Origin of the sequence: Rhizobium herbae, assembly GCF_017873135.1 — a bacterium.
Lineage (GTDB): Bacteria > Pseudomonadota > Alphaproteobacteria > Rhizobiales > Rhizobiaceae > Pararhizobium > Pararhizobium herbae.
The window spans coordinates 63,666-81,984 of the sequence record NZ_JAGGJV010000005.1 but is presented as its reverse complement, the minus strand read 5'-3'; the positions used below and the strand labels follow the sequence as shown (position 1 = coordinate 81,984).

General features: G+C 60.9%; 21 protein-coding genes. 8 read left to right on the top strand and 13 right to left on the bottom strand.

The window, feature by feature from the left end; genetic code table 11:
- Positions 1-74: 74 nt before the first annotated feature.
- The 5 genes from J2Z75_RS14505 to J2Z75_RS14485 form a co-directional block, all read right to left on the bottom strand.
- Positions 75-314: a BrnA antitoxin family protein gene (locus J2Z75_RS14505; protein WP_209853486.1), complete on the bottom strand. Its 240-nt coding sequence runs from the start codon at positions 312-314 to the stop codon at positions 75-77.
- Between the two features lie 13 nt (positions 315-327).
- Complete coding sequence (locus J2Z75_RS14500) at positions 328-1,326, bottom strand: bifunctional riboflavin kinase/FAD synthetase (protein ID WP_209853863.1); 999 nt, start codon at positions 1,324-1,326, stop codon at positions 328-330.
- A 76-nt stretch (positions 1,327-1,402) separates the two neighbouring features.
- On the bottom strand, positions 1,403-2,251 hold the full coding sequence (locus tag J2Z75_RS14495; protein WP_209853485.1) for a TIGR01459 family HAD-type hydrolase: 849 nt from the start codon (positions 2,249-2,251) through the stop codon (positions 1,403-1,405).
- Positions 2,252-2,374: 123 nt separating this feature from the next.
- Positions 2,375-3,751, bottom strand: a complete 1,377-nt coding sequence (chrA, locus tag J2Z75_RS14490) for a chromate efflux transporter (RefSeq protein WP_209853484.1) — start codon at positions 3,749-3,751, stop codon at positions 2,375-2,377.
- On the bottom strand, positions 3,744-4,577 hold the full coding sequence (locus tag J2Z75_RS14485) for a chromate resistance protein ChrB domain-containing protein (RefSeq protein ID WP_209853483.1): 834 nt from the start codon (positions 4,575-4,577) through the stop codon (positions 3,744-3,746). Before J2Z75_RS14485 ends, chrA begins: the two co-directional genes overlap by 8 nt.
- A 268-nt stretch (positions 4,578-4,845) precedes the next feature.
- Here J2Z75_RS14485 and groES point away from each other — a divergent pair, with 268 nt between their 5' ends.
- From groES to J2Z75_RS14470, 3 genes are all read left to right on the top strand, one after another.
- On the top strand, positions 4,846-5,142 hold the full coding sequence (groES, locus tag J2Z75_RS14480) for a co-chaperone GroES (RefSeq protein ID WP_037105991.1): 297 nt from the start codon (positions 4,846-4,848) through the stop codon (positions 5,140-5,142).
- Positions 5,143-5,209: 67 nt separating this feature from the next.
- Positions 5,210-6,850, top strand: a complete 1,641-nt coding sequence (gene groL, locus J2Z75_RS14475; protein WP_209853482.1) for a chaperonin GroEL — start codon at positions 5,210-5,212, stop codon at positions 6,848-6,850.
- A 594-nt stretch (positions 6,851-7,444) separates the two neighbouring features.
- Positions 7,445-7,894: a hypothetical protein gene (locus J2Z75_RS14470; protein ID WP_209853481.1), complete on the top strand. Its 450-nt coding sequence runs from the start codon at positions 7,445-7,447 to the stop codon at positions 7,892-7,894.
- A gap of 16 nt (positions 7,895-7,910) precedes the next feature.
- Here J2Z75_RS14470 and J2Z75_RS14465 read toward each other — a convergent pair whose 3' ends face one another.
- Together J2Z75_RS14465 and J2Z75_RS14460 are read right to left on the bottom strand one after the other, a co-directional pair.
- Complete coding sequence (locus J2Z75_RS14465) at positions 7,911-9,128, bottom strand: NAD(P)/FAD-dependent oxidoreductase (RefSeq protein WP_209853480.1); 1,218 nt, start codon at positions 9,126-9,128, stop codon at positions 7,911-7,913.
- Between the two features lie 94 nt (positions 9,129-9,222).
- Positions 9,223-9,930, bottom strand: coding sequence for a glutathione binding-like protein (locus J2Z75_RS14460; RefSeq protein WP_209853479.1), 708 nt, complete (start codon positions 9,928-9,930; stop codon positions 9,223-9,225).
- A 202-nt stretch (positions 9,931-10,132) separates the two neighbouring features.
- Between J2Z75_RS14460 and J2Z75_RS14455 the strand changes: the two genes are divergently transcribed.
- Positions 10,133-10,657 (top strand): DUF2937 family protein, encoded by a 525-nt coding sequence (locus tag J2Z75_RS14455; protein ID WP_209853478.1) that lies wholly within the window; start codon positions 10,133-10,135, stop codon positions 10,655-10,657.
- Positions 10,658-10,682: 25 nt separating this feature from the next.
- Here J2Z75_RS14455 and hisG read toward each other — a convergent pair whose 3' ends face one another.
- From hisG to J2Z75_RS14430, 5 genes are all read right to left on the bottom strand, one after another.
- Complete coding sequence (hisG, locus tag J2Z75_RS14450) at positions 10,683-11,378, bottom strand: ATP phosphoribosyltransferase (RefSeq protein WP_209853477.1); 696 nt, start codon at positions 11,376-11,378, stop codon at positions 10,683-10,685.
- Positions 11,375-12,514, bottom strand: coding sequence for an ATP phosphoribosyltransferase regulatory subunit (locus tag J2Z75_RS14445; RefSeq protein WP_209853476.1), 1,140 nt, complete (start codon positions 12,512-12,514; stop codon positions 11,375-11,377). The genes hisG and J2Z75_RS14445 overlap by 4 nt, the downstream gene beginning before the upstream one ends.
- 17 nt (positions 12,515-12,531) lie before the next feature.
- Complete coding sequence (locus J2Z75_RS14440; RefSeq protein ID WP_209853475.1) at positions 12,532-12,903, bottom strand: VOC family protein; 372 nt, start codon at positions 12,901-12,903, stop codon at positions 12,532-12,534.
- A 194-nt stretch (positions 12,904-13,097) separates the two neighbouring features.
- The gene (locus tag J2Z75_RS14435; RefSeq protein ID WP_209853474.1) at positions 13,098-14,789 is read right to left on the bottom strand and encodes a histidine--tRNA ligase; all 1,692 of its coding nucleotides are present in this window, start codon (positions 14,787-14,789) and stop codon (positions 13,098-13,100) included.
- Between the two features lie 111 nt (positions 14,790-14,900).
- Positions 14,901-15,524 carry a helix-turn-helix domain-containing protein gene (locus J2Z75_RS14430; protein WP_209853473.1) on the bottom strand — a complete coding sequence of 208 codons (624 nt, stop codon included), beginning with the start codon at positions 15,522-15,524 and terminating at the stop codon, positions 14,901-14,903.
- 283 nt (positions 15,525-15,807) lie between these two features.
- On the opposite strand from J2Z75_RS14430, the gene J2Z75_RS14425 reads away from it, so the two are divergent.
- From J2Z75_RS14425 to J2Z75_RS14410, 4 genes are all read left to right on the top strand, one after another.
- Positions 15,808-16,224 carry a hypothetical protein gene (locus tag J2Z75_RS14425; protein ID WP_209853472.1) on the top strand — a complete coding sequence of 139 codons (417 nt, stop codon included), beginning with the start codon at positions 15,808-15,810 and terminating at the stop codon, positions 16,222-16,224.
- 23 nt (positions 16,225-16,247) lie between these two features.
- Positions 16,248-16,700, top strand: coding sequence for a hypothetical protein (locus tag J2Z75_RS14420; RefSeq protein ID WP_209853471.1), 453 nt, complete (start codon positions 16,248-16,250; stop codon positions 16,698-16,700).
- 53 nt (positions 16,701-16,753) lie between these two features.
- The gene (copM, locus tag J2Z75_RS14415; RefSeq protein ID WP_209853470.1) at positions 16,754-17,137 is read left to right on the top strand and encodes a CopM family metallochaperone; all 384 of its coding nucleotides are present in this window, start codon (positions 16,754-16,756) and stop codon (positions 17,135-17,137) included.
- 125 nt (positions 17,138-17,262) lie between these two features.
- The gene (locus tag J2Z75_RS14410; RefSeq protein WP_209853469.1) at positions 17,263-17,475 is read left to right on the top strand and encodes a hypothetical protein; all 213 of its coding nucleotides are present in this window, start codon (positions 17,263-17,265) and stop codon (positions 17,473-17,475) included.
- 1 nt (position 17,476) lies between these two features.
- Here the strand turns inward: J2Z75_RS14410 and J2Z75_RS14405 are convergent, their stop codons facing one another.
- Entirely contained in the window at positions 17,477-18,106 is a 630-nt protein-coding gene (locus tag J2Z75_RS14405) for a DNA-3-methyladenine glycosylase I (RefSeq protein ID WP_209853468.1), read from the bottom strand.
- Between the last annotated feature and the right edge of the window lie 213 nt (positions 18,107-18,319).

Below are 18,319 nucleotides of genomic sequence, written 5' to 3'. Positions count from 1 at the left end.
ATGTCACGCAGTGACAGAGGGGGGTAAGTTTCCACGATCTCCGAGGCATTCGAGGCAATGACGGAAAAACCGCATCAATCCTTCGGGTTCGCCTCTACCACCGCCCGCAGCGCATCGTTGATGCGATCCTGCCAGCCAGGGCCATCGTCCTGAAAATAATGCAGGACGGCGCTGTCGAGCTTGATCGACACGAGTTCCTTCGTCTCCGGCAAAGCGCGTTTTTCGACGGCAGGTGCTACGACCTTCTTGACCGGCTTGAACAGGGCTTCCGCGGCATCCATGGCGCTGACGGGCCGGCGGGGCGTGGTGGCCATCGGGATCATCCTTTTAAGGGTTTGTATCTGAAGCGAATGCGATCTTGCTGTCGATCATACTGAGCGGCTTGACGCCGGATAGCAATGCGCGGGCTTCCGCGTCGTCCTGCTTCATCTGCACCACCAGCGGATCGAGACCGTCGAATTTCAGCTCGTCACGCAGATGACCGAAGAACGAGACCGAACAGATTTCGCCGTAGAGATCGCCGGAAAAATCGAAGACGAAGGTTTCGAGCAGCGCGATGCCGTTGCTGTCGACCGTCGGGCGCTTGCCGAAACTGGCGACGCCATCATTGATGCTGCCATCGGCGCGGCGGAAGCGCACGGCGTAGATGCCGTTCCTGAGTTCGACTTCCGGCGGAAGCTGCATGTTGGCGGTGGGATAGCCGAGCGTCCGGCCGAGCTTCTTGCCGTCAATCACCTCGGCCTCGACCGTGTAGCGATAGCCGAGCAGGCCGGCGGCCTCAGACACGTCGCCCTCGCCGAGCAGCCCGCGGATATGGCTTGAGGAGACCACCGAGGCGTTCTCGTCGCGGAAGGCATCGACCAGTGTGACGCCAAAGCCGTTTTCACCGCCGGCTGCCATCAGGAAGGCCGGGCCGCCCTCCCTGCCCTTGCCGAAATGGAAATCGAAACCGGTGACCACGTGGCTGGCATGCAGCCAGTCCATCAGCACGGAGCGGATGAAATCGGAGGCGGACAATTCGGAAAACGTGCGATCGAACGGATATTCGATAACTGCGGAAAAGCCCATGCCTTCGAGGATGCGGGCTTTGAGCGGCGCCGGCGTCAGCCGGAAAACCGGCTGATCGGGCCGAAAGACGCTGCGGGGATGCGGCTCGAAGGTGAGCACAAGGGCCGGAACGCCCCGCGCCTGCGCCTCTTCCAGCGCCCGGTTCAGGACCGACTGATGTCCCCGATGCACGCCGTCGAAATTGCCGATGGCGATGACGCCGCCGCGCAGGGCTTGCGGCAATGGCTCGCGGGTCTCGTTGCGATGAAAAACCGTCATATCCGTCACGCCAGTCATCTCTTATGCCGTTCGATCACGCCATTCCAATCAAGCCGGGCCGTTCAAGCAAGGCCGATCAGGCAAGTCTGGGCATCCACCATTTCGGCGTGGCGCCTTCGCTTTTCAAGAATGCCGTCAACTTGGCTTCGTCGGTCTTCTCTGCCGCCATGTATTCGGCCGCGTGGATGCCAGCGCTGATATAGAGAACATCGAGGCCGAAATCCTGCGCGCCCTTGACGTCCGTCGGCATGCCGTCGCCCACCGCGATCACCCGGGTGAGGTCTAGCCCGCCGCGCAGGAGCTTGGCTTCCGAGAGCGATGCCCGATACATCGGCACGTAAGGCTTGCCGGAAATCCGGGTTTCGCCGCCGAGTTCCTCGTAGACCTTGGCGATGGCGCCGGCGCAGGGAATGAGCTTGTGGCCGCGCTCGACCACAAGGTCGGGATTGGCGCAGATGAATGGCACCTTGCGCTTGGCCATGGCGGACAGCGTTGCCCGGTAGTCGTCGGCCGTTTCGGTTTCGTCATCGAAAAAGCCGGCGCAGACGATGATTTCGGCTTCCTCGGACGAAACCATGTTGACGCCGAGGCCTTCGAGCAGCGGGAAATCCTTTTCCGCGCCGATGAAATAGATCTTCTTCGGACCGGCGGAAATCAGAGCGCGGGTGACGTCGCCGGACGTGACAATCCGGTCGTAGGCCGTATCCGGCACGCCAAGGCCGCGGATCTGGACGATGACGCCGGGATGCGGGCGCGGCGAATTGGTAATGAGAACGACGGTCAGGCCCTTGGCGCGGGCCTCGGTCAGCGCTTCGCAGGCGCCCTTGAAGGCTTCTATACCGTTGTGCAGCACGCCCCAGACATCGCACAGAACGACATCGTAACGGCTGGCAATGTCGCGAAAACTGTTGATCCGAACGGCCATGCTGGCTTCCCGCAGAAAAAATTGGTCGGGGTGACATCGCAGGCAGGCGGCGAAAACACAAGTCTCCATCCGGAAAATGGCGTCCGAATCCCAAGGTTTCGGGCGCGGAATTCGGCGGAATCACTAAAATCCCCGGATCAGCCAGCCGGCAGCCGCGCAGATGGCAAGTGTCGTGACGACGCCGCGCTTGAAGCGGAAGAGCAGGAAGGCTGCCAGAAGCGCCAGGAAAAATGCCGGCAGCTGGAAGGTCTGCCAGACCGGCAGCGGCATGGAAACAGGTCCAGCCGCGGATCGGTTTACCGCGGCAAAAAGAACATGCAAGCCGAACCAGACGGCCAGATTGAGAATGACGCCAGTGACCGCCGCCGAGATCGCCGCCAGCGCGCCCGACAGCGCCCTGTTGTTGCGCAGGGTCTCGACATAGGGCGCACCGAGAAGGATCCACAGGAAACACGGCACGAAGGTCACCCAGGTCGCGAGCGTCGCACCGAGCAAACCCGACACAAGCGGATCGAGGCCGAGCGGGGCGCGAAAAGCTGCCATGAAGCCGACGAAGGACAGCACGAGCACCAGCGGCCCCGGCGTCGTCTCGGCCAGCGCCAGGCCATCCAGCATTTCTCCCGGTTTCAGCCAGTGATAGGCCTCGACCGCCTGCTGCGCGACATAGGCAAGCACGGCATAGGCGCCGCCAAAGGTCACCACCGCCATCTTCGAGAAGAACAGGCCGATGGCGGTATAGACATTGTCGAAGCCGAGCATCCCGCCGATGAGGACGAACGGTGCGATCCACAGCGTCAGCCAGATAGCGAAGACACGCAACGTCCGGCTCCAGCTTGAGGCGACATCCGGGAAACTGCTGTCGATGACCGACGGCCTGTCGGCAAGCGCCTGTCTTGCCGCCGCAGCAACAGCTTTTTCGCCCGTTGCCCGCTGCAGGCGCGTGGCGACATATCCGGCGACACCGGCCGCCAGCACGACGAGCGGAAACGGCAGATCGAAAAAGAACAGAGCGGCGAAGGCGAGCGCCGCGACGATGAGCGCAAAGCGGGTTTTCAGAGCCCGGCGGCCGACGCGGATGACCGCCTCGATGACGATCGCCAGCACCGCCGCCTTCAGCCCGAAGAACAGGCTCGTCAACCAGTCGGTTTGCTGGAACAGCGCATAGGCCGAGGACAGGCCGAGGATGACGAAGAAGCCCGGCAGCACGAACAGCACGCCAGCGACAATGCCGCCGCGCGTACCGTGCAGCAGCCAGCCAATATAGGTGGCAAGCTGCTGTGCCTCCGGACCGGGCAGCAGCATGCAGAAATTCAGCGCATGCAGAAACCGGCTCTCGGAGATCCAGCGGCGCTCCTCCACCAGTTCCTTATGCATCAGGGCGATCTGACCCGCCGGCCCGCCCAAGCTCAACAGCCCGATCTTCGCCCAGACCCTGGCGGCCTCGGCGAATGTCGGATGCGGCGGCGGCAGGGTGACTGTGACTGTCACCGCCTCATTCATGATCCCTGTCCTTCTTCGGCACGTGCGACACCCATTCGTGCTTTTCCTGCGTGGCATCGCGCGCCCAGCGGTAGAAGGCATCATAGAGCAGCAGGCCCGCTTCCAGCTGCTCCAGGTCATCGGAGAACATCCGCGAGAGACCGAGCGAGGCCGCGAGCAGGCCGGAGGCCTCGGGCGCCAGATCGAGGCGGTCGGTATCGGCGGCGCGAACGATCAGCGCCAGATGCTGAAGGGCGGGAAAGGACAGGCCGAACTCCGCGATCATCGTATCGAAGGTGCAGCCCTCGCCGCGATGGCTCCAGAACACACCCTCGACATCGAACGGCGTCGCTGCGAAACGGTCGGCGACGGCCTCCACTTCGGAAGGCGCAACGAAGAGAAAGGATGCGGCGGGATCGACGAAGCGGCGGACCAGCCATGGACAGGCGATGCGGTCGATCTTGGGACGCGAGCGCGTCACCCAGACGGAGCCACTGCGGGTGTTCGCGCCGGGTATCGCTGCGACCGGGACGAGCGGCAGGCCTGCTGCTGTCCAGGCTTCAACGCCCCCTTCCAGACTCTCAGCCTGGGCACCGGCATGCCGCAGCCAGGCGGCGACGCCCTCGCTGAGTTTCTTGCCCTTCTGGCAGACCACGACCACCCACAGGCCGCGATATTCCGCCGCCCATTGCGATGCCGAGGCATAGGGGCGGCGCGTGGACGCAGGAAGAAGCGAGGGTAGTGCTGCGAAATCCTCATCGTCGCGCACATCGATGACGACCGGACCTTTGGGGGTTCCGGCCAGACGAGCGAGCTTTTCAACGGAAATGGAATTGTACGAGGCCATGATACGTCCCTTTTTTGTTAAAGAGTGGACGCGAAATTCCGGCATGACGCCTCGTGGGGCATTCGCAGACCCCATGCAGCCGTTAAACAAAAAATAGCAATTCGAGTCAATCGGCGTTTCGATTTAAAAAAACGCGCTGTCTTGTTCTTGACTCATCTCCCGAGCATCCTTATCTCGGGGCCGCTAGCACTCAAGCAACAGGAGTGCTAACATCCATCCATCGGGTCGGTTCACGATCCGTGAAGTCATTTGATCGAGGGATTAGACAATGACAAGCACCAATTTCCGTCCTCTGCATGACCGCGTCGTCGTACGCCGTGTCGAGTCTGAAGCCAAGACCAAGGGCGGCATCATCATTCCGGATACCGCCAAGGAAAAGCCGCAGGAAGGCGAAATCGTCGCCGTCGGCACTGGCACCCGCGACGACAAGGGCACGCTCATCGCGCTCGACGTCAAGGCCGGCGACCGCGTTCTGTTCGGCAAGTGGTCGGGCACCGAAGTCAAGCTCAACGGCGAAGACCTTCTGATCATGAAGGAAGCCGACATCATGGGCATCATCGGCTGATCTGAGCCGCTGATCTTCACCTTCAATTCCAGAAAACCAATTGGGCACCAGCCCGGGAGTTTTTAAAATGGCAGCCAAAGAAATCAAGTTCGGCCGTACCGCGCGCGAAAAGATGCTGCGCGGCGTCGATATCCTCGCAGACGCAGTTAAGGTTACGCTCGGTCCGAAGGGCCGCAACGTCATCATCGACAAGTCGTTCGGCGCACCGCGCATCACCAAGGACGGCGTTTCCGTCGCCAAGGAAATCGAACTGGAAGACAAGTTCGAGAACATGGGCGCCCAGATGGTCCGCGAAGTTGCTTCGAAGACCAACGACATCGCCGGCGACGGCACGACCACTGCTACCGTTCTTGCCCAGGCCATCGTTCGCGAAGGCGGCAAGGCTGTTGCAGCCGGCATGAACCCGATGGACCTGAAGCGCGGCATCGACCTTGCAGTCGCAGCCATCGTCAAGGACCTCGTTGCCAAGGCAAAGAAGATCAACACTTCGGAAGAAGTGGCCCAGGTCGGCACGATCTCCGCCAACGGCGAAAAGGAAATCGGCCAGTACATCGCTGAAGCGATGCAGAAGGTCGGCAATGAAGGCGTCATCACGGTTGAAGAAGCCAAGACCGCCGACACCGAACTCGAAGTCGTCGAAGGCATGCAGTTCGACCGCGGCTACCTGTCGCCCTACTTCGTGACCAACCCGGAAAAGATGGTTGCCGAACTGGAAGACGCTTACATCCTTCTCCATGAGAAGAAGCTCTCCAACCTGCAGGCAATGCTTCCGGTTCTGGAAGCCGTCGTTCAGACCGGCAAGCCGCTCCTGATCATCTCGGAAGACGTTGAAGGCGAAGCTCTTGCGACCCTCGTCGTCAACAAGCTGCGTGGCGGCCTGAAGATCGCTGCCGTCAAGGCTCCGGGCTTCGGCGATCGCCGCAAGGCCATGCTCGAAGACATCGCCATCCTGACCGGTGGCCAGGTCATTTCCGAAGACATCGGCATCAAGCTGGAAAACGTCACGCTCGAAATGCTCGGCCGTGCGAAGAAGGTTTCGATCTCCAAGGAAAACACGACGATCGTCGACGGTTCCGGCAAGAAGGCTGAAATCGAAGGCCGCGTTGCGCAGATCAAGGGCCAGATCGAAGAAACCACGTCTGACTACGACCGCGAAAAGCTGCAGGAACGCCTTGCCAAGCTCGCTGGCGGCGTTGCCGTCATCCGCGTTGGCGGTGCGACCGAAATCGAAGTCAAGGAAAAGAAGGACCGTATCGACGACGCGCTCAACGCAACGCGCGCTGCCGTTCAGGAAGGTATCGTTCCTGGTGGTGGTACGGCTCTGCTGCGTGCCTCGATCGTTCTCGACCTCAAGGGCGCGAACGACGACCAGACGGCCGGTATCAGCATCATTCGCAAGGCACTTCAGTCGCTGGTTCGCCAGATCGCTGAAAACGCAGGCGACGAAGGCTCGATCATCGTCGGCAAGATCCTCGAAAGCAACACCGACAACTTCGGCTACAACGCCCAGACCGGCGAATTCGGCGACATGATCGCCATGGGTATCGTCGATCCGGTAAAGGTTGTCCGCACGGCTCTGCAGAACGCGGCTTCGGTTGCTTCGCTGCTGATCACCACGGAAGCCATGATCGCCGAACTGCCGAAGAAGGAAGCTGCCGGCGGCATGCCTGACATGGGCGGCATGGGCGGCATGGGCGGCATGATGTAATCAACTCCGGTTTCCGGAATTGAGCAGGGGGCGGGCCGCAGGGTCCGCCCTTTTTGCATTCGCGAGACACTGCGCACCCATAGGCCCAAGAATAGTCCGCATCTACGCTATTTGCCCCATTGCAGAACCATGCACGAATCATGTTCTGATTGCGCGATAACGTGCATTCGCAATCCTGAGCTACTTTCCGCGCATCGACTGTAAATTGTAAAATATTTGTCAAAACACCATTGAAGCGACAGGAAAAGCAATTATAACAACGCTCCAAGTGAACCATAGATTCACGGGGATCCAGAGCCTGGAAGAATTGACACTAAAAATGCTCAATTTTTTCGTATTAACTGTGTACCAAACATCAATTTGATCCCAACTCATAAAGCATATAGATTTTCCTCGCATACAATTTGTTTCGTCTTGAGCATAAAAACGGCCAAGACTTGAAAGTTGAGCTTTCTACCTTTTTCAGATTTATGGATCGCGTAAAGTATTTTCCGCGTCCCGTATCTTTTCTGAGAAGTGGGAATTGTTTCTTTCGAACCCTTAAGGGGAACAGACGAATGACGTTCGGACATTGCGCAGAGACCGGGGTAGGCCGTGTTTAAGATTGCAAGAGCAGGTCTTTCCCAGCCCCACGCTGCCAATTCCTTCGCACTGGGCGAAAGCGGGCAGGAACTGCTCAGCCAATTCTGCTTTTCCGAAGGCTGGTCCGGAGATCTGTCAAACGGCCTGTTCCGTCTCGGGGAGAGTGCGGCGGCGATGCACGGCCTGCATCAGGCCGAATGCGGCCTGCTCAACCTGGTGCGCTGCTACGACAGCGCCGATCGCAATCATGTTCTGTCGCTTTTCGAGCAGGCGGCAACAACCTCCTCGTCGTTCTGCTTCTCGACCACCATCATCCTGGCCTCCGGGCAGAAGCAGCCGGTCTTCTGCATCGGCGAATCGACTGGGCTCGAGCAGCGTTATTCCGGCGCCCTGCTCGGCGTCTTCTTCTTCCCGCGTTTCCAGCTGGAAACCAAGGGACGGATTTTCAACCAGCATCAGTAAAACGGGCGGGCGTCTTTTACGGCAACAGCGTCTTCAGATCGGCCTGCGGGTTTTCAAGGATCGATCGATCCGGCGTCAGCCCGAGGTCGAGCAGCTTCTTGCCCGTTACATAAGCCTTTGCGTCGTTGAGCGCATCGACGGCGATCAGCTTACCAGCCTGGAAATACCACACAGAGACGCTGCCCTCGCGCTGGCCCTTGCGCACCACCGTCTCGTCGTGGCCGAGACCGAAACCGGCGATCTGCAGCTTGACGTCGTATTGATCCGACCAGAACCACGGCTTGGGCTCATAGGGTGCCTCGCCGCCAGCCAGCAGAGCCGCCACCGCTTCCGCCTGATCGACGGCGTTCTGCACCGATTCCAGCCGGATGCGCATGTCCTTCCAGGGCAGAACGGCGCAGTCGCCCATCGCGTGGATGGCAGGATCGGAAGTGCGACCGAAATGATCGACGACGATGCCGTTGGCAACCTCGATGCCGGCGTCCTGGGCAAGCGCATCGTTGGCGGTGACGCCGATGCCGACGATCACCAGATCGACCGGGATGGTCGAGCCATCGGTCAGTTCCGCCGCGGTCACCCGGCCATCGGTGCCAACCAGTCGGACAAGGCCGGTACCCTCGCGGATATCGACGCCGCGCGACGTGTGGATGTCCTTGACCAGATATGAGGTCGCAGCCGAGGCGACGCGCTGGAGAATGCGGTCGGCCATTTCTATGACGGTGACATCAAGCCCGCTCGAGCGCGCCACGGCCGCCGCTTCCAGGCCGATGTAGCCACCGCCGATGATCAGCGCATGCTTGCCGGGTTTCAACTCGTCGGCCAGACGATCGGCATCGGTGAAATCGCGCACGACGAAGACGCCGTCGAGATCGCCGCCAATGCTGGTCGGCAGCTTTCGCGGCGTCGAGCCGGTGGCAAGCGCCAAAACGTCATAATCAAGCGTCGATCCGTCACTGAGCGTCACGGTTTTCGCGGCGCGGTCGATCGACGTCACCGCGGTCGACAGGCGGATATCGACATTGTGCTCGGCATACCAGCTTTCCGGCCGGTAGAGCAGCCGGTCGAGGTCCATTTCGCGCAGCAGGTATTTCTTCGAGAGAGGCGGCCGCTGATAGGGATGACTTGCCTCGGCTGCGATGACGGTGATCGGACGTTCGTCCTTCAGCGCCCGGAGCTTGGCCACCAAAGCAAAGGCGGCCTGCCCCCCGCCCACAACAACAAGTCTACCTGCCACGTTAGTTCCACCCGTCAAGAAAGCTTCTTTTCCCAAGAGGTAGCCTGTCCGCCCGAGTGTCGTCAACACGGACGGACGAGAGGTGTTGAAGCGATCAATCCCGCTTGGGGATATCCATGCCCTTCTGTACGGCTGGACGGGCAAGGGCACGATCGACCCAGGCCATGACATTTGGGAAGCTCGAATATTCCAGCACGTCGGCGCCGCCGTAGAATTTGCGCGCGCCCTCGACCCACGTAAAGGTGGTGATATCGGCAATGGTATATTCATCCCCCATCAGCCACTGGCGACCTTCCAGCCGCGCTTCCAGCACGCTGAGCAGGCGCTTGGATTCGTCGCGGTAGCGTTCCATCGGGTAGGGATTGTTGGCGACCTTGTCGGCGGCGAATTTGAAGAAATGACCGAACTGGCCGAACATCGGCCCGACGCCGCCCATCTGGAACATCACCCAGCATAGTGTCTCATAACGCCCGGCGGCATCGGCCGGGATCAGCTGGCCCGTCTTTTCGGCGAGATAGACGAGGATGGCACCGGATTCGAACAGGCCAATCGGCTTGCCGTCCGGGCCGTTGGGATCGATGATCGCCGGAATGCGGCCATTCGGATTAAGAGAGATGAACTCGGGCGATTTCACGCCCTCTCCTCCAAACTCGATGCGATGCGGCTCATAGGCAAGGCCAAGCTCTTCGAGCGCGATGGAAACCTTGACGCCGTTTGGCGTCGGCAGCGAATAGAGCTGGATGATATCGGGATTTTTGGCGGGCCAGCGGGTGGTGATCGGGAAAGCGGACAGATCGGCCATGGGAACTCCTCGGGAATGGGAGCCTGAATATAGGACAGTTGTGTCCAGAATGTTAGGCAACGAAGATAGAAAATGCAGTGAGGCGATCTCATTGTGGCTTGCTGATTTCGCACTGCATCGAGGCCGCTTTTGACCCAATCGAACATTTGACGCAGACAGCCGTTATGCCTTCAGTTGATCAAGCACCAAGGCTGGAATGACCATGAGACCGATTGCGAGATTCATCGCCTTGGGCGCCGCCCTATTCGGAGGGATCGTCGCCTCACAGGCACCCGAATTGACGCAGCAGTATCGCCAGCGCATCGGCGGGGCGCTCGATGAGTTACGCGTGCTGGTCGAGGCCTTCGATCAGCAGGCCGGCAGCAATGCGCTTGATCGCGAAAAAGCGCTCGGCATCTATGCAGCATCAGCCGAACCCTTTCTCAAAGAGCAGGGCGAAACGATGCGCGATACGATCATCCGCTACGAGACGCTGAAGGCGCAGGAGGAAAATCTGGCGTCGGCAGCGCCGATCCTGCAACCCTTTGTCCTTGTACGCGATGCCGACGGTGCGGTTCTTGGAAACGCCTGGCGTGATTTCATTCCCGCCGTGCCCATCAGTCTTCCCGGCCTGACATGGGCCGGCATCGGCTTTGCGGCCGGATGGGTCCTGACGGGACTGGCTGCGTTTCTGTCGCGTGGTGCCTATCGGCTTGGAGCCGGGCGACGCTATCGGTTATTGCACTGACCTTCTGCGACCAGAGCAGCGACCTTCAGCAAACGCCGCTAACCGCCTCAATGATCTTCGCCACCAGCGGATCGCCCGCATGCTCGGCCTTGCGGGCCCGCACCAGACACGCCTGCGACCGCAGCATGACCCCATCCGACAAGATCTTCAGGTGGTTGGCCTTGAGCGTCGAGCCGGTCGAGGTGATGTCGACGATGATATCGGCCGACCCCGAGGCCGGTGCGCCTTCGGTGGCCCCTAAGCTTTCGACGATGCGGTAGAGCTGGATGCCGTGCTTGGCGGAAAAGAACTGCTGGGTCAGGCGCCAGTATTTGGTGGCGATCGCCAGCCTGCGGCCGTGACGGGCGCGAAAGTCGGCGGCGACGTCGCCGAGGTCGGCCATGGTATCGACATCGAGCCAGATTTCCGGCACAGCGACGACGACATCGGCATGGCCGAAGCCGAGCCTTGCGCAGAATTCGACGCGGGCATCGGCCTCCGACAGGCCTTCGCGGATCAGGTCCTCGCCGGTGACGCCGAAATCGATCGAGCCGCTGCCGATCTCGCGGGAGATTTCGGAGGCCGAGAGGAAGGCGATCTCGACGTTATCCAGCCCTTCGACACGGCCGCGATAGGAGCGCTCGTTGCCGACGGCGACGATCTTCAGGCCGGCCTTTTCGAAGATGGCGGAGGCGTCGTCTTTCATCCGGCCCTTGGAGGGCAGCGCGATGGTGATGGTCATTGGGCCGCCTCCCCTTTTGGTTGGGCCAGCGCCTGTTCCATCCGGTCGAGCCAGAGCGCGAAGCCGACGGCTGGGATGCGCTCTTTCGCGCCAAGCAGCGTCATCAGCCGGTCGAAGCGGCCGCCACCGGCGAGAACCGCCGAAGAGCCTTCGATGACGATCTCGAAGACGAGGCCGGTGTAATAATCAAGCGGACGGCCGAAGGCGGCGCGGTAGGTGAGCGCTTTCGCATCGACGCCGGCATTGCCGAGTGCTGCGACGCGCGCATCAAACCGCGACAGGGCGCCATCGAGCGTCAAACCGGATTTTTCCGCGAAGGCGAACAGCGCCGCCGGTGCTTCGGCAAGCGGAATGTTCAACGACAGGAATTCACGCAAAACGCCGAGCGTGCGGCCATCGAGCGCGGTCTTTTCGAGCGCCCGCTTTTCTTTCAGCCGTTCGGCGATTTCCTTCGGGCTGCGGCTGGCATTGGTGGAATAGCCGGTCGCCTCCATGGTTTCGTCGAGATGGGCGATCAGCGTCGCGTCGTCGCCGGAGGAGAGCAGAGCCTCGATCTCGACGCTGAGCCCGGTTACCGGCTGCGGGCTCGACAGCCGCGTCAGCAGGGCGTCGATCTGGGCGGAATTGCCGAAGGCATGGATCAGGCGCTTCTGCCAGCCGGCGGGCAGGCCGCAGGCGGCAACGACGGCTTCGAACACCGATTGATCGCCGAGCGTCACATTGAGCTTCCTGCCCGGCAGGCGAGCGGAAAGGATGGCGATGGCATCGCCGATGGCGCGGGCGTCGGCGCTCGCCACATCGGTTTCGCCAAGATCCTCGATGCCGGCCTGATAGAATTCGTTGGCGCCTTCACGACGCTGGCGGAAGATTTCACCGAGATAGGAATAGCGCTGCGGCGTGCCGGTGGCGGTCTCGATATGGCGCAGGCAGACGGGGATGGTGAATTCCGGGCGCAGGCAGAGGCTCTTGCCCGTCTCGCTCTCGGTCATGAAGATGCGGCGGCGCAGGTCTTCGCCGGCCATGTCGAGAAACGGCTCGGCCGGCTGGATCACCGGCGTATCGACGCGCAGCGTTCCCAGCCGCTCGAAATCGGCCAGCAGATCGGCGGCAAAGGCTGGGAGGTTGATCAGGGGCATGAACCGGCAGTTTTCCTTCAAGGCGCCAAAATCTGGATCAGTTCGATACGGTTGCCGAACGGATCAAAAACGTAGACCCGCTCATATCCCTGAAGCGGCTCATCTTCAACAACCCGGCAGCCTGCCGCCTTCAGGTTTTTCGCAAGGGACGCGACATCATCGACCAGAAAGGCCGGATGAGCCTTCAGCGCAGGACGAAAATCCGGCTCGACGCCCAGATGCACCTTCAGTGCGCCGGCCTCGAACCAGCAGCCGCCGCGACTGGCGAGATTGTCGGGTTTGATCCGCTCGGGGATCCCCAGCAGACCGGAATAAAAGGCCCGGGCCTGATCTTCGCCGCCTGCCGGCATGGCGAGCTGGACATGATGGATGGACAGGAGCGTTACCATGGGCGATCTGTTTGCGCGGAGGCTTCGCACCCCCCTCTGTCACTCCGTGACATCTCCCCCTCAAGGGGGGAGATCGGCCGCTGGCTCCGTGCCCTATTCGTGAGGTGGCCTCGACTGGATATGGTAATCGCCCCCCTTGAGGAGGAGATGTCACGAAGTGACAGAGGGGGGTAAACGATCCTCATCCTCAGTCCTTAATCGCCGCGCGCCCGATCGTCCGCCTGCGCCGCCAGCATCTCGCGGACCTTGGCGACGAGGTCGGCTTCCGGGACCGAGACCTGCGCGACGCGGGCTTCGCGCCAGGCCGTGTTATCCTCGATCTCGCCCGACAGGCGCTTGCCCTCGATCAAATCCTTGATCTGCACGAGACCTTCAGCGCGTTCGTCGCCGCCCTGGATGATGGCGAGCGGCGAGCCGCGGCGGTCGGCATATTTCAGCTGGTCGCCAAAGTTCTTCTTGTTGCCCTGGTACATTTCGGCGCGGATGCCGGCATGGCGGAGCGTTTGCGTGAACTGCTGGTACTTGCCGAGGCTTTCCGTGTCGCGGTCCATGACGCAGACGACCACCGGGGCGATCACCTCTTCCATGCCGAGCTTGCCGAGGTTCTTCAGCGCCGTCATCAGGCGCGAGACGCCGATGGAGAAGCCCGTCGCCGGCACCGGCTGGCCCATGAAGCGCGACACGAGGCCATCGTAGCGGCCACCGCCGCCGACCGAGCCGAAGACAACCTTTTCGCCTTTTTCATTGGTGACAGCGAACTGGAGCTCGGCTTCGAAGACAGGGCCCGTGTAGTATTCGAGGCCACGGACGACGGAGGGGTCGATGACAATCCTGTCTTCACCATAGCCAGCAGCATGGGCAAGTATGGCGATCTGTGCAAGTTCGTTGAGACCTTCGATGATCTTTTCGTTCGCTTTGAATATCAGCGCAAAGATACTCAGGTTGTCCAAATTCCAAGTATCATTGCTTGCTGCGGGGGGCTTGATCAGTCCTGTGAGAGAAGCGGCTTTGGCCCGCCAATCTGCAGGCAGATTCACATGATCTGCCCAAGTGTCGGGCGCATCACGAAATGGAAGTGGGTAGCTGACCTTATCGTCAAGCGCATTGCTATACCGGACACCCGCTACAGTCTCTTTGAAGTTTGCGAACTCCAGCAACGGTGCGATCTGCTCTTCATTCAGCCCCGCGCCCTTGGTGAAATCGCCGCTCTCGTCCTTGCGGCCAGGGCCAAGTAGCAGTTTCACCCCTTCCACGCCAAACTTGTCGAGCTTGTCGATCGCCCTGAGCACATTCAGCCGTGCACCAGCATTCTCGTCGCCGCCAAGCCCGATCGCCTCAAGCACACCATCCAGAACTTTGCGGTTGTTCACCCGGATGACATAGTCGCCGCGCTTAATCCCCAGCGCCTCCATCGTGTCGGCCATCATCATGCACATTTCGGCATCCGCCTGGACGCCGGCGGCGCCGACCGTGTCGGCGTCGAACTGCATGAACTGGCGGAAGCGGCCGGGGCCTGGCTTTTCGTTGCGGAAGACATAGCCGGCGCGGTAGGTGCGGTAGGGCAGCTGGATGTCGTTGAAATTCTCGGCGACATGGCGGGCAAGCGGCGCGGTGAGATCGTAGCGCGCGCTCATCCACTGCTCGTCGTCGTCCTGCAGCGAGAAGACGCCTTCGTTCGGGCGGTCGCTGTCGGGCAGGAACTTGCCGAGCGCGTCGGTATATTCGAACAGCGGCGTTTCGACGGGGTCGAAGCCGTAGCGCTCGTAGACTTCGCGGATCTTCGCCGTCATCTCGTCGACGGCGCGGATATCGGCGGCAGCGCGGTCGACGAAGCCGCGCGGCAGGCGGGCTCTGAGCTTCTGTGGCTTCTTCTTTTTGTCGTTCATGGCATCCGCACTTTCAGCGTCGATCGGTCAACGTGGATCGGTCATGGGAATTGGCGCTTTCCCTATCCGATCAAGGCCAAGGCGGCAAGTCTTTGCCTCGATCGGCACGGCCTAAAGCGGCCGCGCCAGCGTGTCCCAGTTATGGATGACCGCGCCTTCCGCCATCGGCGCCTCGGCCTGCGGGATGAGGATCGAATGGGTGGCGCCGCGGATGACGCCCTTCAACTCCGACTGGAAGCTCATCCGCTTCAACTGGACGAAACCCTGCGGAATGGATGTCACCGTCATCGAGGCGCCGCCGTAGAAGTCGATACTGGCGAGATCGCCCGCCTTCAGGCTCGACACGATCGCCGCATCCTCGATGAAATCGTGGTAGAGCCCGGTCATGTAGCGGCGGATGCCCTTTCCCACCATCGTCCGCATCAGCGGTGTTTCGACGAATTCCTGCCGCGAACCCGCAAGATAGCGGATATCTTCACCCTCCCAGAGATTGCGGCTGTCCTTGGCGGTGAGGATCGACCGAAGCAGAACCTTTTCCGCATGCGCGTCGGCGCGGCGCAGGAAATCGACGATGGCGCCGATGGCGCGCAGGTCGGGCGTGGCGATTCCGCGTTCCCAGCGCGAGACCGTGGGAAGCGAGAAACCGAGTTTCCAGGCAATGTCTCCCTGGGTCAGCCCGGCCTTCAACCGGTAGCCCCGCAATTGCCGGATCAACTCGCTCAGGATCAGGTTCATTCGGACAGTCTTTTTATGAAGCCATTGGTTGTATTTATGAAAATTAATACACCAAGAGAAGAGTCAATGATCAATTGCAGCCGTTTCGGAACCGGCGTTTGTCGACTATTTCTTGAAACCATGGGGACCAACTTCTGCTGACTGCAACGCCGCGACGAAACATAGATCAACGCTTTTCAGGCTGCTGGTAAAGCGCTTTTTCACCAAGGCGCGGAACGAGCACGAGAAAGTGTCTCAGACTTGAAACGACCGCGGCGCGAGCGGACATTGAAAGCAACAGAGCATGCTCAGATTCGTGAAACCCGGCTTCGGTACCATCCTGCCCGAAGACGCGCGTGCCCACGAGGAATGGATCGCGGAATTGACGGAGCATGACTACGTCGTCGAAGGCTGGCACTGCGATCTTTCCACCGGCATCTTCTCGATCGGCGAGACGGCGCGGCGCATTCATGCGCTCGAACAAAGCCCCTGCGGGCTGCTGGATATCATCCGGGGATACGAGGATGACCATCGCAAGGTCGTGCTGAACATCCTGGAAGAAGCAACGGCCGCGGCATCGTCCTTCTACTACTGCACGACCATCGTTCACGAGGACGGTTCCGCCGGGCCGCTCTATTGCATCGGCACATCGACGATCGACACGGCAACCGCGGCCGGCCGGATGCGGGGTGTCTTTGCCTTTTCCGCACCGGAGCGTTGAAGGCGCCTTCCGCGGCAGGATGGTTGCAACCTCACCCGCCGATAAAAACACTGCGCCGCCACCTTTTCTTCCATGCCCGCAGCCCCTATCTTCGGGTCATGCGCATCGCCATCCTCACCCTTGCCGTCTTCTGCGCGCTGATCAGCGGCTGGACGGCCGCGCTCGCCCAGATGCAGGATCTGGGCGGCACGGCGGCGGTGCATCATGCGGGCATGGCAGCCGGCCACGCCATGGCGGCCGGCGTCGGCCAGGATAATCATCATCCCTGCACTGCGGCAAAACCGTGCAACGACCATCCAAAGGCGGTACACCCGCTGCTCTGTGCCGCCTGTTTCGCGGTCGTTCTCGATGCTCACGGCCTCGACCGGATCGAGCTTCCCGCGGGTACCGTCCATCCCTTGCCGCAGAAGGCGATGCGGGCGACGGCGCTGAAACCGCGTTTCCCGCCCCCCAAGACGTCTCTCTCGTTTTCCTGAACGCTGGCCCAAAGCCTGCAGATTGCGACTATAGAAACGAAAGAGAGCACACGATGTCTCTGAGAATGATCATGGCTGCGACAACGCTGGCCTTTGCCTTCACGTCCCCCCTTGCCGCCCAGGAAATGGACCACAGCAAGATGGACCACGGATCGATGGGGGCACAGCCGAAGGGCGATACGGGGCCTTCCAGCAAGGCCTTTGCCGAGGCCAACGCAAAGATGCACGAGGGCATGGACATCGCCTTTACCGGCAATGCCGACGCCGATTTCGTGCGCGGCATGATCGCCCACCATCAAGGGGCGATCGACATGGCGAAGATCGAGCTTGAATACGGCAAGGATGCCGAACTTCGCGCACTCGCCGAGGGCATCATCTCCGCCCAGGAAGCGGAGATCGCGACAATGAAGGACTGGCTCGCCAGGAACGGCGGCTGATCCCCTGACCACATGAAAGCGGCGCCGGAGCTGGTCTCCGGCGCTTGCCCGACAGGCCCTGTCACCCGACGTTGACGTGGGATCGCCTTGGGCACATAATTTCGGTCAGTGCGTGGGAGGACGTCATGAAGATATTCAAGAACATCGCAGGCATCGTCATCATTTTGCTCGGCGGGCTCTGGATGCTGCAAGGCTCCAATATCATTCCCGGCATGGCGATGTCCGACAACAGGGAATGGCTGGTGATCGGCGCGATGCTGGTGATCTTCGGCGTGGTTCTTCTTTATATGAACAACCGGCCCGTTACGCGGCTGCATGGAATACCGGGCGAAGAGTAGATCAAGGCCGCACGAACGCGCGGCGCAGGTCTTCGTTTCTTTCCCGGCAGTAACAGCCCTCGATGTGGTCGTTGACCAGCCCCATCGCCTGCATGAAGGCATAGACGGTGGTCGGGCCGACGAAGGTCCAGCCGCGTTTCTTCAGGTCCTTCGATATCAGCGTCGAGGTCGGTGTCGTCGGATTGGCGGCGATCGCTTCCCAGGTCACGGTTTTCGGGCGCTCGTTGCCGCCCGGCTCAAAGCTCCAGAAATAGCGGGCAAGCGAACCGAACTCGGCTTTCAGTTCCTGCGCCCTTTTGGCATTGTTGATGGTCGAGACGATCTTGCCGCGATGGCGGACGATGCCGGTATCGGCAAGGCAACGCTCGATATCGGCATCGCCGAAGGTGGCGACAACGTTGAAATCGAACCCGGCAAAGGCGGCGCGGAACGATTCGCGTTTCCGCAGGATCGTCAGCCAGGACAGGCCGGACTGGAAGCCTTCGAGGCAGATCTTTTCGAACAGCCGGATGTCATCGGCCATCGGCTTGCCCCATTCCTCGTCATGGTAGCGCTGGTAATCGTCGAGATTGGCGTGCCAGGCACAGCGGTCAAGGCCGTCCCCGCCCGTGATGATACCCTTTGCTGTCACACGGTTCTCCCCGATTTTTCTCGCTTTACCATTTGCCAACCATAGTCCTAAAGCCGGCGATAACCCTACCCAAAGCTTTATCGGTTCGCGCAACCTTTAATGAACCGGCGTTTACCATTCGGTTGCTGCCTGGTGCCACCATCGCCCCATTCCGCCAAGCTTTTGGCGTTCAAAATCGCACCCGTCATCCGCCCGCCCCGCGGACGGCGAAGC